We start from the raw sequence: 13,484 nt of genomic DNA, 5'->3' as shown, positions 1-13,484 counted from the left end.
CCTTCATAGCCGTTGATGTACTGCACGACGCCGCCCGTCCACGGCGGGAAGCCGATGCCGAGGATGGAGCCGATGTTCGCATCCGCGACGGAGCGGAGCACGCCCTCGTCGAAGCACCGCACCGTGTCGATGGCCTCGGCGAACAGCATCCGCTCCTTCATGTCCTCGAAGGGGATGGTGTAGCCGGGCTTCGTGAAGTGCTGGGCGAGCCCCGACCACAGGCCCGTGTATCTGCTCGCCGGTGAGACGCTCACGGTGGGGACCTCGGCCACCGGCGACACATCCATGCGCCTGTTCGGCCTGACGGACACGCAGGTCGCGGCGAATGAAGACGGCTGTGGGCTCCTCTCGAAGATTACGTACACCGGGCCCACGACGGGCACGTACCAGGTGCGCACCGGCTGCTTCGCCAACAACCCCTGCAGCGGCACGGTGGCCTACACCATCAGCGGCGCGTTCAGCTACACCGCCAGCAACACCAGCAACGCCACCCTCAATACGACGAACCGCCCCGTCTACCTCCGGCCGGGTCAGCGCCTCAAGGTCGGCACCTGCGGGGTGCCTGGAGCCTCTGGCGTGGGCGACACCTTCCTGCGGCTCTACGGGAGCACGGGCACGCAGGTGGCGCTGAATGACCAGGACTGCAGCGGCAACCTGTCGTTCATCTCCTACCTCGTGCCGGCCACCGGCGCCGGCAAGTCGGAGGTCCGCGCCGGTTGCTACTCCAGCCTCGCGTGCTCCGGGACGGTGAGCTACGTCCTGACCGACTCCAGCGTCCCCTGACGCGGCACGCGGGAGCGCTCGGCGGTGTTCCAGCTTGAACCCGCCGTGAGCGCGAGCCCCACGGACGGAAGCACCGGGCAGCGCTGTGCTCCCGGTGCTTCCCCCGAGAAGCGAGGTGCGCGGGGGCGTGTCGAGGGATGAGAGCCGGCAGAGAGCGAATGCCGGCTCACACCTCAAAAAGGCTCGCTAGAACAACTCAGGGCTTGTACTTGCACTGCGTTCCGTTGGTCACGTTGTGGATCCAAGGATAGGCGGCGTTCGGACCGCACAGGATGACCTCGTCCGTAGAGGAGATGTGACCGGTCGATTTGGCCTCCTCGTATGAGTCACGCCCGGCCTCTTGGAAATGCCAGCGCCAGCAGGCGTCCTTGGTCCCAAAACCATCGTAGTTGTTGGACGCCAGGCAACCGTTGTTGTTGTTGTACTGAGTGACCCACCACTCGAGTCCATCGGCATCCGCGCACCGCTTGAAATCGGCCCGGTACCAGCCGATCCACTTGCTACGCACGGGGTCCGCGTGGGAGCACACGGTGGAAGTACCCGAGGCGGCTGCGGTGGTGACGACCCTTCCGTCGCAGGTGCCGCTCACCCACACCCACGTGCCATTGTCGCATCTGAACTGGGCCGTGCCGGTGCGCGCCGCGTTGGACGCCGAGAAGACGCGGGTGGCGCCATGGCTGGCCCCGGGAGCACTCGCGTCGCAGAAGTAGGTCCCCGCGGTGTTCACATTGGAGTTCCAGGCCGTTCGCGGCTGGCTCCACGTCAAGATGCTGCTCGCGCAGGACGTGGATGCCGAGTGAACCTGTCCCGCGACAATTGACCCGGGGCCATCATCCGCTGCGTTCCGCTCGTCAGCAACAGGCACGGCTCCTTCGAACACGGCCTCGGCTTCCGACGACTCCGAAGCCTCACTGTTGACGCCAGTCTCGCCCCCGCATCCCGCCAGGAGCGACCCGAACAGGGCTGCACTCCACACGCTACGGCACACCAATCCCCGAACTCGCATTCTTCCCCTCCATGGTTGTGGCCAACCGACGTGTTGGACTCGACGGCGCCGGGCCCAGCCGTGCATCGGCTGCGCGGCCTGCCCTTCACCGTCGAATGTGATGAGCCGGCGCGGGGGAAAGTGATGCACAAGAAATTGTTAGCGCTCGCTGCCGCTGATTCTTTGTCGAGGTAAATCAACGACTTCCATCGCCACAATGAATAAATCCCTCATGTGACCAGGCAGCAATTCGATTTGGAATCAGCGGAAATCGCAGACCATCAGGTGGGATGAGGTCCTGTTGAAGGGGCCGCGCCACGTCATTGAAATGTTTTGATGATCTTGTCCCGAACCCAACTGCCACCTGGCACGGTCCTGCAATGCACCGCATCGGTACAAACCCATCCAGCAGGGTGGCGAGGTGCTCCCGCCCCCTCGCATCCAGCACCGGCTCTTCCGACGCCCCGGCACGCGACGCCAGGTGGTGATTCCGCTGCTTCTGGCGCTCAGGGCAGGCGCAGGGGCGTATCCCGGCCCAGCACGATGAAGGGGGCCCAGAAATGAGGATGGGGCTTTGTGGCACGCAGCCAGCGCATGGCCTCGCGCAGGGCGGTGGCTCGCCCCTTCCCCGCGAGCAGGTTGCGGTAGTAGGCCTCCATCAACTGCGACGTGGTGTCGTCTTTCACCTTCCACAGGCTCATCACCACCGTCTCCGCTCCGGCCACCACGAGCGCTCGGCGCAGTCCGTAGACTCCCTGGCCGAGTTTGACGTCCCCCCGTCCCGTATCGCAGGCGGACAGCACCACCAACTGGGTGCCCCAGAAGTCGAGCCCGGCCAGCTCCAGTGCCGTCATCATCGCGCTCTCGGACGGAGGCTGGTCGGGGTCGGCGGTGCCAGGGTCCGGGGTGCGCGCGCCCGCGAGGAGAAGGCCGGAGCGCAGCAGCGGGTCCGGCGGGAGCGAGTCGGGAGTGCCATCCCCTAGCGCACCAAAGTGGACAATGGCGCGGGAGCCCGTGGAGGCAGGGGCGTCCTGTAGGAAGAAGCCATGGGTGGCCAGGTGGAGGATGCCGGGAGGAGGCAGGTGCAGCAGCCGCTCCTTCGTGGCCTCGGGGCCCAGGAAAAGCCGGGCCTGGGGAAGCAGACGCTGAATGCTCTCGGCCTCCTTGCGGGTGCCCGGCAGCGGCGCGACGTCCCAGTCTCTTTGCACCGGGCTCTCGCGCAGCGAGGAGAAGAAGCGCTCTACGGAAGCGGAGCGCTCGGCCGCCGCTGGAGTCACTGCTGTGGAGGAAGCGGATGCCGGCAGCGCAGCGCCGAAGGCCGGGTCCGCGAGGACGACGACGGAGGCGGCGGGGGCTATCTCCTGGGCGCGAGGCAGCAGGTCCTTGCCGGAGGTGAGGTAGGTGAAGTCGAAGGTATCCACGAGGAACTGCTTCCCGTCGTGCAGGGCGGCGAAGGGCACCAGGGCCAGCTGCCCATCCGGTGCGAGGAAGAGCCGGCGGGTCTTCCCCAGCAGCGGAAGCAGGGGTTGGAACGCGAGCTGGTAGACCGCTTGGGCCTTGACCTGGAAGGCAGCGTCCTGGTTGGCCAGGGCGTCTCGCAGACTCGAGGCGGCCAGGTCGATGGGCTCGGCCAGGCCCAGGTCCAGCGTGCGAATGGTCGCGTCTGGAAAGAGGACCAGCGCCAGGTAGCGCAGTTGGCCGGGCCGCCGGGACTCACGCGTGCCGGGCTTGGGCACGGGCGGGCGGTCCACGTAGGTGATGAACTCGACGAGGGCACCGTCCCCGGGCAGGACCTCGGCGACACGGTCGACAACGTCCGCGGGAGACGGCAGCGCGGCCAGCGCGCGCAGGGGTGCGGAGCGCTGAGCGAGGTCGGCCTCGAGGGCATCACCCTGCCTGGCGAGATCAGCGAGCTGTTGTTGGTAGGCCGCGGGTGACAACGAGCCAGGGCCCTGGAGCGAGAGTCTGGCCCGCTGGGTGCGCAGCCCGCGCAGGCGCTCGAAGGTGTCCTGCTCCGGTGCGCCCAGGCTCCGGTAGACAGCACGAGAGATGTTGGCCGTCTCCTCGACGGAGCGGCCTTTGAGGAGCAGGGCCACGCCCAGGACCAGACGTCTCACGCTGGCGTTGTCTGGATGGGCGCGCAGCAGGGCATAGAGGCGTTCCTCATCGGCGCGCAGAAACTGGAGGAAGTTGGCCAGGCGCGCCTCGGAGAAGTCGAGGGCCTCGTGGCGCAGGCGCTGCTCGAAAATAGCGAAGGCTCGCGTGAATAGCGGCAGTGCTTCAGGGAGGCGACGCTGGGCCAAGCGGAGCCGTGCGAGCTTGGTAAGCGATTGGGTGACGTCGGGGTGGTGGTTGCCGAAGGCCGCCTCCCGGATGGCGAGCGCGCGCAGGAGGAGTGGTTCGGCCCGGCCGTACGAGCCCTGCAACATGGCGAACTCGGCGAGATGGAGGTACGAGGTGGAAACGGCGGGGTGGTTGTCGCCGAAGGCTTTCTTCCGGATGGCGAGCGCACGTTGGAAGAGGGGCCGGGCCCGGGCGTACAACCCCTGGTCCACGGAGAGATTGGCGAGGGAGTCGAGCCCGGCGGCGACGTGGGGGTGGTTCTTGCCGAGGGCCTCCTCGTTGATGGCGAGCGCGCGCAGGAGGAGTGGCTCGGCCCGGTCGAACAACCCCTGTTGTGCGTAGAGATTGGCGAGGGCGTGGAGCGCGTGGGAGGCGTCGGGGTGGTTCTTGCCGAGGGTCGCCTCCTGGATCTCGAGTGCGCGCAGGAAGAGTGGCTCGGCCCGGCCGTACAACCCCTGTTGCACGTAGAGGGTGGCGAGGTTGTGGAGCACGGAGGCGACGAGGGGGTGGTTCTTGCCGAGGGTTGCCTCGTTGATGGCGAGCGCGCGCTGGTAGAGCGGCTCGGCCCGGCCGTACAACCCCTGGGTCATGAAGAGCAGGGCGAGGTTGTGGACCGTGGTGGAGACGAGAGGGTGGTTCTTGCCAAGGGCTGTCTCCCGGATGGCGAGCGCGCGCTCGAAGAGTTGCTCAGCCCGGAGGTACAACCCCTGGTTCAAGTAGACGAGGGCGAGGTTGTTGAGCGTTTCGGCGACGCCGGGGTGGTTGTTGCCGAGCGCCGACTCCCGGATGGCGAGCGCGCGCTGTTGGAGCGGCACCGCCCTGTCGAACAACGCCTGTTGCGCGTAGAGGTTGGCGAGGTTGTTGAGCGTCTGGGCGACGTCGGGGTGGTTGTTGCCGAGCGCCGACTCCCGGATGGCGAGCGCGCGCTGGTACAAGGGCTCGGCCCGGCCGTACAACCCCTGCTCCGCGTAGAGGATGGCCAAGCCGTTGAGCGAGGAGGCGACGAGGGGGTGCTCCTTGCCGAAAGCCGCCTCCCGGATGGCGAGCGCGCGCTGGAGGAGTGGCTCGCCGCGAGTCAGAAGTTCCCCCCCTTGCCGCCAGGAAAGCTGGCCCATCAGGCTCAGACAGCTGGCAACATCGGGGTGCATGGCTCCGAGCACCGCCTCGCGGAGGTTGAGCGCATGCTCGGCCCGGACAAATGCCTTGGCATACCCGCCCTCCTCTTTGAGCTTCGTCGCCTCGTCAAAGGCGGCCTGCGCTTCCTGCAGCCGCGCATCCGGCTTCTCCTCGACGCCCCGCCCTCCTGCCGCACAGCAGAGAATCCCCAATAGCAACCACCCAAAAAGCTGACGCATCTCTCTCTCCTGGTCCGGCTGCGGTTCCACGCATGGCCTGGCGGGACGAGTAGAGCTGCCTATCCATGGAGTTTCTCCCCCTTGCCGGGAGAGATAATGACATGGGGATTTGGGCTGCGGCAGGGGGAGGGCCTGTAGTCAACTGCTGGAGATGCTGCCCACCTCGGTGAGCCAGGCCTCTTCCAGACTCTTCGAGAGGTCCGATTTGAAGGCGGCGAGAATCTCCGCCTCGTACTGACGTGCCGCCCTGTCCATCGCCCGCGACTGCTCCCGCCGCCACTCCAGCGGGAGCGTGACGCGCGTCTCGAAATGCGCGCGCTGTGGAACAGCTACTTCAGCAGCTCACCCTTTTCGGCCTTCTCGACGAGCGACGCGGGCGGCAGGAAGTGCTTCCCGTAGCGCTCCGCGAGCTCACGCGCGCGGATGACGAAGCCACGCGGCCCCGTCCCGGTACGGCCTTCATAGCCGTTGATGTACTGCACGACGCCGCCCGTCCACGGCGGGAAGCCGATGCCGAGGATGGAGCCGATGTTCGCATCCGCGACGGAGCGGAGCACGCCCTCGTCGAAGCACCGCACCGTGTCGATGGCCTCGGCGAACAGCATCCGCTCCTTCATGTCCTCGAAGGGGATGGTGTAGCCGGGCTTCGTGAAGTGCTGCGCGAGCCCCGGCCACAGGCCCGTGCGCTTGCCGTCCGCGTAGTCGTAGAACCCGCCTCCGGTGGAGCGGCCCTTGCGCTGGTGCTTGTCAATCAGCGCGTCCATGACCGCGTAGCTGCCGTGGTCCATCCACGGCTTGCCCGCGGCCTTGGCGGCGGCCTCGGTCTCCAGGCGAATCTTGCGCGGCAGCGTCAGCGTGAGTTCGTCCATCAACTGGAGCGGCGCCGCGGGGTAGCCCGCCTGCTGGCCCGCCTGCTCGATGGACGCGGGGGAGATGCCCTCGCCCACCATGGCGATGGCCTCGTTGAGGAACGTGCCAATCACGCGGCTGGTGAAGAAACCCCGGCTGTCGTTGACGATGATGGGCGTCTTCCCAATCTGCACCGCGATGTCCATCGCCTTCGCCAGCGTGGCGTCGCTCGTCTTCTTGCCGGCGATGAGCTCCAGCAGCGGCATCTTGTCCACGGGGGAGAAGAAGTGCATCCCGACGAAGTCGTCCGGACGCTTCACGCCCTCCGCCAGCAGGGTGATGGGCAGCGTGGAGGTGTTGGACGCGAGCACCGCGTCCGGGGCCACCACGTCCTGAATCTCCTGGAACACCTTGTGCTTCAGCTCCACGCCCTCGAACACGGCCTCGATGACCAGGTCGCAGCCCTTGAGCGCCGCGGCGTCCGCGGTGGGCAGGATGCGCGCGAGGAGCGCGTCACCCTTCTCCTTCGTGACCTTGCCCTTCTCGATGCCCTTCTGCACCAGCTTCGCCGAGTACTGCTTGCCCTTCTCGGCCGACTCGAGGCTCACGTCCTTGAGCACCACGTCGATGCCGGCCTTGGCGCAGACGTAGGCGATGCCGGCGCCCATCATCCCCGCGCCGAGCACGCCGACCTTCTTCGCCGTGTGCTGCGGGAAGCCCTTGGGACGGCCACCGCCCGACTTGATGTGCTGCATGTCGAAGAAGAACGCCTGAATCATGTTCTTCGCGACCTGGCCGGTGGCCAGCTCCGTGAAGTAGCGCGACTCGACGGTGAACGCGGTGTCGACGTCCACCTGCGTGCTCTCGACGGCCACGGCCATGATGGCGCGCGGCGCCGGCATGTTCGCGCCCTTGAGCTGCTTGCGCAGGTTGGCGGGAAACGCGGGCAGGTTCGCCGCCAGGGCCGGAGTGGACGGGGTGCCGCCCGGAATCTTGTAGCCCTTCTGGTCCCACGGCTGCTGCGCGCTCGGGTTCGCCTTCACCCACGCCTTCGCCGCGGGCAGGAGCGCGTCCACCGACTCCACCACCTCGTGCACGAGGCCGACTTCCTTCGCCTCCTGGGGACGGTAGCTCTGGCCCTGGAGCAGCACCTTCATCAGCGCGTCCACGATGCCCAGCATCCGCACCGTGCGCACCACGCCGCCGCCACCGGGGAGCAGGCCGAGCGTCACCTCCGGCAGGCCGACCTGCGCGCCCTTCACGTCGGCGATGATTCGCCGGTGACACGCGAGCGCGATTTCGAGCCCACCTCCGAGCGCCGCGCCGTTGATGGCCGCGACGACGGGCTTGCCCAGCGTCTCCAGCGTCCGAAGCTGCGCCTTGATTTCCTGGCCGAGCTCGAACGCCTGCTTCGCGTTCTCCTTCTGGATGTTGCGCAAGTCGTTCAGGTCGCCACCCGCGAAGAAGGTCTTCTTCGCCGAGGTGATGACCACGCCCGAGATGCTGTTCTTCTCCTGGACCAGACGGTCCACCACCGCACGCATGGACTTCATGTAGGCGGCGTTCATGGTGTTCGCGGACTGGCCCGGGTCATCCATCGTCAAGATGACGATGCCGTCGGCGTCTCGTTCCCAGCGGATGGTGTTCTGTTCGCTCATGGGTTCGCTCGATGCTTGTCGAAAAGAAGGGAAGAGGGACTCAGACGCGCTCGACGAGGGTGGCCACACCCATGCCGCCGCCGACGCAGAGGGTGACGACCGCGCGGCGCGCCTTCCGCCGCTCCAGCTCGTCCACCACGGTGCCCAGAATCATCGCCCCAGTGGCTCCGAGCGGGTGGCCCATGGCGATGGCGCCGCCGTTGACGTTGAGCTTCTCCTCCGGAATGTCGAACTCCTTCTGGTACTTGAGGACCACCGAGGCGAAGGCCTCGTTGAGCTCGAAGAGGTCGATGTCCTTCGCCGTGAGGCCGGCGATGCTGAGCAGCTTCTGGGTCGCCGGAATCGGGCCCGTCAGCATGATGGTGGGGTCCGAGCCGGACGTGGCGACGGCGGCGATGCGCGCCCGCGGCGTGAGGCCGAGCGCCTTGCCGGCCTTCTCCGAGCCCACCAGCACCAGCGCCGCGCCGTCGACGATGCCGGACGAGTTCCCCGGCGTGTGCACGTGGTTGATGCGCTCCACGAAGTGGTACTTCTGAAGCGCCACCGCGTCGAAGCCGCCCATCTCGCCCATGCCCGCGAAGGACGCGTTGAGCTGACCGAGCGACGCCACGGTGGAGTCCGGGCGCATGTGCTCGTCGCGGTCGAGGATGACGAGGCCGCTCGGGTCCACCACCGGAACGACGGACTTCTTGAAGTAGCCGCCGGCCCACGCCTTGGCCGCCAGCTCCTGGGAGCGCATGGCGTAGCGGTCCACGTCCTCGCGGGTGAAGCCCTCCATCGTCGCGATGAGGTCCGCGGAGATGCCCTGCGGCACGAAGTACGTGTCGTAGTTGGTGGCGGGGTCCATGGCCCAGGCGCCGCCGTCCGAGCCCATGGGCACGCGCGACATGCTCTCCACGCCGCCCGCGATGACCAGGTGCTCCCAGCCCGAGCGCACCTGCTGGGCCGCCATGTTCACCGCCGTCAGGCCCGAGGCACAGAAGCGGTTGAGCTGCACGCCGCCGGTGGTCTCCGGGAGGCCGGCCGCCAGCACCAGCGTCCGGGCGATGTCCGCGCCCTGCTCGCCGACGGGTGACACGACGCCGAGCACCACGTCGTCGATGTGCTTGGGGTCCAGGTTCGGGTGGCGCTTCTTCAGCGCATCCACCAGGCCCACGAGCAGCGACACGGGCTTGGTTCCATGCAGTGCACCCTTCTTGCCCTTGCCACGAGGGGTGCGTACGGCGTCGAAGATGAATGCTTCCTGGCTCATGAGGAGCCTCCTTGGGAAACGGTGGGAGGGGTCTACAGGGAGCGGGCGACGAGCTCTTTCATGACCTCGTTCGCGCCGGCAAGAATCCGCAGCACGCGGGTGTCGGCGAACAGGTGGGCGATGGGGTACTCCTTCATGTACCCGTACCCGCCAAACAACTGCAGGCAACGGTCCGCGACGATGCAGGACTGGTCGGTTACCCAGTACTTCGCCATGGCCGCCGTGGTCACGTCCAGCTTCCCCGCGAGGTGGGACTCGATGCAGTCATCGATGAAGGTGCGACAGACGCGCCTCAGGGTGGCGCACTCCGCCAGCTCGAAGCGGGTGTTTTGCAGAGCGAAAAGGGGCTTGCCGAAGACGTGGCGCTGCTTGGTGTAGTCGACTGTCAGCTCCACGGCACGCTCGATGCTTGCCATGGCGATGAGCGCCGTGCTCAGTCGCTCCTGGGGCAGCTGCTGCATCAACTGGACGAAGCCCCTGCCCTCTTCCCCGCCGAGCAGATTGACGGCGGGGACCTTCAGGTCATCGAAGAAGAGCTCGGTCGTGTCCTGGCCCTTCCCTCCGAGCTTGTCGAGGATGCGGCCCCGCTCGAAGCCGGGCGTCGTGTCGGACACCTCGGCACACAGCAGTGAGATTCCGGCGTGGCCCTTCTGGTCCCCCGTCCTCGCGGCGATGATGAGGAAGTCGCACACGCGGCCGTTGGAGATGAACGTCTTCGAGCCGCTCACCCGGTAGAAGTCACCCTCACGCACCGCGCGGGTGGAGATGGCCTGGAGGTCCGAGCCCGTGCCCGGCTCCGTCATCGCGATGGCGCCCACCCACTCGCCGCTGGCGAGCTTCGGCAGCCACTTCTGCTTCTGGGCCTCGGACGCGTACGCGAGGATGTAGTGCGCGACGATGGTGCAGTGCACCGCGAAGCCCATGGACGGGTCCCCGGCGCGAATCTGCTCCTCGATGAGGACCGCCTCGTGGGCGAACGTGCCACCGCCGCCGCCGTAGGCCTCGGGGATGGACATGCACAGGAGCCCCAGCTCGCCCGCCCGCCGGTAGAGCGCCTTGTCCGGGTACCCCTGCTCCACGTGCTTGGGCACGTTGGGGAGGACTTCCTTCGTGAAGTAGATGGCCGCGAGCCCGCGCACCTGCTCGAGCTCGTCCGAGCTCCACCGAGAACGTGCCGTCATTGTCTGTCCCTCTTCCGCGCTAGAGCCCGAACGTCTTGCCGATGATGTCGCGCTGGATTTCGCTCGTGCCGCCGTAGACGGTGGAGATGACCGTGGCCCGCAGATGCGACTCCATGTCGTACTCGGTCGCGTAGCCGTAGCCGCCCATCATCTGCATGCCTTCGAGCGCCACGCGCTTGGCCGTCTCGCTCGTCTTCAGCTTCGCCATGGAGGCCTCGCGCGGGAGCATCCGCTCCGGGGCCTCGTCCGCCATCGCGGCCACGCGGTAGACGAGCAGCTCGCAGCAGTCGAGCTCGGTGGCCAGGTCCGCGATGCGATGCTTGAGCGCCTGGAAGGAGCCCACCGGCTTGCCGAACTGCTTGCGCTCCTTCACGTACGCGACGGCGTCATCGAACGCGCGCCGGCCCCGACCGAGCATCGTCGCCGCGAGGATGAGCCGCTCGCTGTTGAGCCCCGACATGAGCTGCGGCCAGGCCTGGTCCACGGCGCCGACCACGGCGCTCTCGGGCAGGAAGCAGTCGGTGAAGAAGACGTCGTTGACGTCCTTGCCGGCCATGGTGGGGATGCCGCGAATCTCCACCCCGGGCGTGCTGGCGGGCACGCAGAACATGGTGAGGCCCTCGTGCCGCGAGCCCGAGGTGTGGGTGCGCGCCACGAGCAGGAGGTGGTCCGCGAGGTGCGCGTTCGAGCACCAGGTCTTCTGCCCGTTGATGACCCAGCCTCCCTGCGTGCGCGTCGCGCGGCAGGTGATGGCGGCGGCGTCCGAGCCGGCCCCGGGCTCGGAGATGGAGATGGCCTCCACGCGGCCCCGGGTGATGCCACCGAGGACCTTCTCGCGCTGGGCCTCGGTGCCGTACTTCACGTACGGACCGGCGGAGACCGCCGTGGTGACATAGCCACCCACCGGGGCGAGCCCGTACGCGGTGCGCTCGGCGAAGACACACATGTCTTGGATGCCGCCGCCCGAGCCGCCATGCTTCAGCGGGATACCCGCCCCGAGCCAGCCGAGCTCGGCCATCTGCGCATAGAGGGCGGGGTTGTGGGCCTCGGTGCCGTGCCGGGTCAGGGCGTCGCGCTGCGCGCGCGTGCCGGTCCTGTCCCGACAGAACGCGTCGATGGCTTCCGCGAACGCGGCGTGCTCCGGGGTTCTCGCATGCATGGGGGTGCGCTCCGTGCTTCCGTTCCAGCAGGTGGGGTCAGGCGTTCGCGTAGAGCGCGGCGATGCGCTCGGCGTACTTCTCGAGGATGACGCGGCGCTTGAGCTTGAGGGTCGGCGTGAGCTCGCCCGTCATGGGGGACCACACCTCGGGGACGACCTCGAAGTGTTTGACTTGCTCCGACCGGGAGAGCCGGGCATTGGTCGCGGCCACGAGCGACTCGAGCTCGGTGCGAATGGCCGGGTCGCTCAGCAGCTCCGCGAGCGACTGCGAATGGAGACCCCGGGCCTTGGCCCAGAGCGGCGCGGCGTCCGGGTCCAGGGAGATGAGCGCGGTGACGTAGGGCCAGCCATCTCCCACCGCCAGCGCCTGGGCGACGAGGGGGTGCGCGCGCAGCATGCCCTCGATTTTCGACGGGGCGATGTTCTTCCCGCTCGAGGTGATGATGAGCTCCTTCTTCCGGTCCGTGATGGAGAGGAAGCCCTCGGAGTCCACGGTGCCGATGTCGCCGGTGGCGAGCCAGCCATCCGCGTCCGTCGCACGGACAATCTTGCCATTGGCGGCGAGGTAGCCGAGGAACACCACCGGGCCCCGGACGAAGATTTCCCCATCCGCCGCCAGCCGAAGCTGCACGCCCGGAATGGGCCGACCCACGGCGCCAAGGCGGAAGTCCGTGGGCGTGTTGATGGTGGCGCAGCCAGTGGTCTCACTCATGCCCCAGACCTCGAGCACCTTGATGCCGAAGCCGCCGAGGTACTCGAGGATGTCGACGGGGATGGGCGCCGAGCCGCTGCTCGCCCACTCCAGCGCATCCAGTCCGAACATCTTGCGCAGGGGCTTGAGGATGGTGGCCTCCACCTCCTCCACCTTCTTCGCGAGCTCCGGAGGCACGGCCTTGCCGGCGCCTTCGAGCCGGAAGGCCTCCAGCGCCAACGCGTGCGCGGCGAGGATGGGCTCGCGCTGGGCGGCTTCGAGCGTGCCCAGCTTCGCCCGCAGTCCCCCGGCGAGCTTCTCCCACAGGCGCGGCACGCCGAAGAAGGCGGGGGGCCGCACCTTCGCCATCAGCGGCACCACGCCCACCGGGTCCGGGCAGATGTGCATATGCAGCGCCTTGTAGAGCGCGCGGTAGAAGCCGAGCTCGCGCTCCGCGATGTGCGCCAGCGGGAGATAGGCGATGGAGGGAATCCGCATCGGGACGGGCGCGGAGAGGTCCACCGCGATGGCCTCGTAGAAGGCGTTCCGATGGCTCAGGACCACGCCCTTCGGGTCGCCCGTGGTGCCCGAGGTGTACATCATCGCGATGGGGTCATCGGGCCGGATGCTCTTCCACCCTTCCTCGAAGACCGTGGGGTCCGCCTGGTGCAGCGCGCGTCCCTCGGCTTCGACCTGGGCGTAGGAGATGAAGCGCGCATCCCCCGCGGGAATCGCCGAGGCGTCGAGGACGATGACCCGCCTGAGCGTGGGAAGCGTGTCGAGCACCCGCAGCCACCGGGCGACTTCGTCCGCGCCCTCCAGCACCACCACCGTGGCGCCGCTGTGCTGCGCGACGTAGCCCACCTGCTCGGGGCTCAGCGTCTGGTACGCGGTACAGGGGATGGCGGCGAGGTGGGCGGCGGCATAGTCGATGACCCAGTGCTCCGGCCGACTGGACATCATGATCATCATCCGCTCACCGCGCGTCAGCCGGAGCGCGCCAAGGCCCCGGGAGAGCGCGGCGGTCTGCTCGCGCAGCTGTGCCCAGGTGAGCGTCCGGTCCCCTGTGCTGAGGGCTGGAGCGTCCGCGTATTCCTCGGCATTGCGCTTGAGGAGTAGCGGCAGCGTGAGCTTGTCCGCCTGTGATTGGCACTGCGCTTCCAGGGCTGCGAGAGACGAACTCATGGCATCTCCTCCGGAGTCAATGACCAGACGTGCTGTCGTGTTC

9 protein-coding genes and 1 pseudogene are annotated in these 13,484 nt (G+C 67.7%); 2 read left to right on the top strand and 8 right to left on the bottom strand.

The features are described 5' to 3' along the window. Nucleotides 1–287: pseudogene (locus G4D85_RS47480) on the bottom strand (hypothetical protein); the annotation flags it as partial. On the opposite strand from G4D85_RS47480, the gene G4D85_RS47475 reads away from it, so the two are divergent. After that, nucleotides 286–783: a hypothetical protein gene (locus G4D85_RS47475; RefSeq protein ID WP_164021587.1), complete on the top strand. Its 498-nt coding sequence runs from the start codon at nt 286–288 to the stop codon at nt 781–783. The pseudogene G4D85_RS47480 and the gene G4D85_RS47475 overlap by 2 nt on opposite strands. A 196-nt stretch (nt 784–979) precedes the next feature. On the opposite strand, the gene G4D85_RS47470 is transcribed toward G4D85_RS47475, so the two are convergent. Continuing rightward, nucleotides 980–1,291 (bottom strand): hypothetical protein, encoded by a 312-nt coding sequence (locus G4D85_RS47470; RefSeq protein ID WP_164021585.1) that lies wholly within the window; start codon nt 1,289–1,291, stop codon nt 980–982. 49 nt (nt 1,292–1,340) lie between these two features. Between G4D85_RS47470 and G4D85_RS47465 the strand changes: the two genes are divergently transcribed. Beyond that, nucleotides 1,341–1,493 (top strand): hypothetical protein, encoded by a 153-nt coding sequence (locus tag G4D85_RS47465; protein ID WP_205526028.1) that lies wholly within the window; start codon nt 1,341–1,343, stop codon nt 1,491–1,493. A 781-nt stretch (nt 1,494–2,274) separates the two neighbouring features. On the opposite strand, the gene G4D85_RS47460 is transcribed toward G4D85_RS47465, so the two are convergent. From G4D85_RS47460 to G4D85_RS47430, 6 genes are all read right to left on the bottom strand, one after another. Beyond that, nucleotides 2,275–5,466, bottom strand: coding sequence for a CHAT domain-containing tetratricopeptide repeat protein (locus G4D85_RS47460; protein WP_164021581.1), 3,192 nt, complete (start codon nt 5,464–5,466; stop codon nt 2,275–2,277). A gap of 329 nt (nt 5,467–5,795) precedes the next feature. Next, complete coding sequence (locus G4D85_RS47450) at nt 5,796–7,973, bottom strand: 3-hydroxyacyl-CoA dehydrogenase NAD-binding domain-containing protein (protein ID WP_164021579.1); 2,178 nt, start codon at nt 7,971–7,973, stop codon at nt 5,796–5,798. Between the two features lie 40 nt (nt 7,974–8,013). Next, a complete protein-coding gene (locus tag G4D85_RS47445) occupies nt 8,014–9,225 on the bottom strand; it encodes an acetyl-CoA C-acetyltransferase (RefSeq protein WP_164021576.1) in 1,212 nt (403 codons plus the stop codon). Nucleotides 9,226–9,257: 32 nt separating this feature from the next. Beyond that, complete coding sequence (locus G4D85_RS47440) at nt 9,258–10,406, bottom strand: acyl-CoA dehydrogenase family protein (RefSeq protein ID WP_164021574.1); 1,149 nt, start codon at nt 10,404–10,406, stop codon at nt 9,258–9,260. A 19-nt stretch (nt 10,407–10,425) separates the two neighbouring features. Beyond that, nucleotides 10,426–11,565, bottom strand: coding sequence for an acyl-CoA dehydrogenase family protein (locus G4D85_RS47435; protein WP_164021572.1), 1,140 nt, complete (start codon nt 11,563–11,565; stop codon nt 10,426–10,428). A gap of 37 nt (nt 11,566–11,602) precedes the next feature. Next, entirely contained in the window at nt 11,603–13,441 is a 1,839-nt protein-coding gene (locus G4D85_RS47430) for an AMP-dependent synthetase/ligase (protein ID WP_164021570.1), read from the bottom strand. Between the last annotated feature and the right edge of the window lie 43 nt (nt 13,442–13,484).

Origin of the sequence: Pyxidicoccus trucidator, assembly GCF_010894435.1 — a bacterium.
In the GTDB taxonomy this organism is placed as follows: Bacteria; Myxococcota; Myxococcia; order Myxococcales; family Myxococcaceae; genus Myxococcus; species Myxococcus trucidator.
The sequence above is the reverse complement of the archived record's forward strand: the minus strand, read 5'-3'. Positions and strand labels throughout refer to the sequence as shown.

Coding starts and splice junctions, on each gene's coding strand:
- G4D85_RS47475 (WP_164021587.1), top strand. CDS start 286: ATGCGCCTGTTCGGCCTGACGGACACGCAGGTCGCGGCGAATGAAGAC.
- G4D85_RS47460 (WP_164021581.1), bottom strand. CDS start 5,466: ATGCGTCAGCTTTTTGGGTGGTTGCTATTGGGGATTCTCTGCTGTGCG.
- G4D85_RS47450 (WP_164021579.1), bottom strand. CDS start 7,973: ATGAGCGAACAGAACACCATCCGCTGGGAACGAGACGCCGACGGCATC.
- G4D85_RS47445 (WP_164021576.1), bottom strand. CDS start 9,225: ATGAGCCAGGAAGCATTCATCTTCGACGCCGTACGCACCCCTCGTGGC.
- G4D85_RS47440 (WP_164021574.1), bottom strand. CDS start 10,406: ATGACGGCACGTTCTCGGTGGAGCTCGGACGAGCTCGAGCAGGTGCGC.
- G4D85_RS47435 (WP_164021572.1), bottom strand. CDS start 11,565: ATGCATGCGAGAACCCCGGAGCACGCCGCGTTCGCGGAAGCCATCGAC.
- G4D85_RS47430 (WP_164021570.1), bottom strand. CDS start 13,441: ATGAGTTCGTCTCTCGCAGCCCTGGAAGCGCAGTGCCAATCACAGGCG.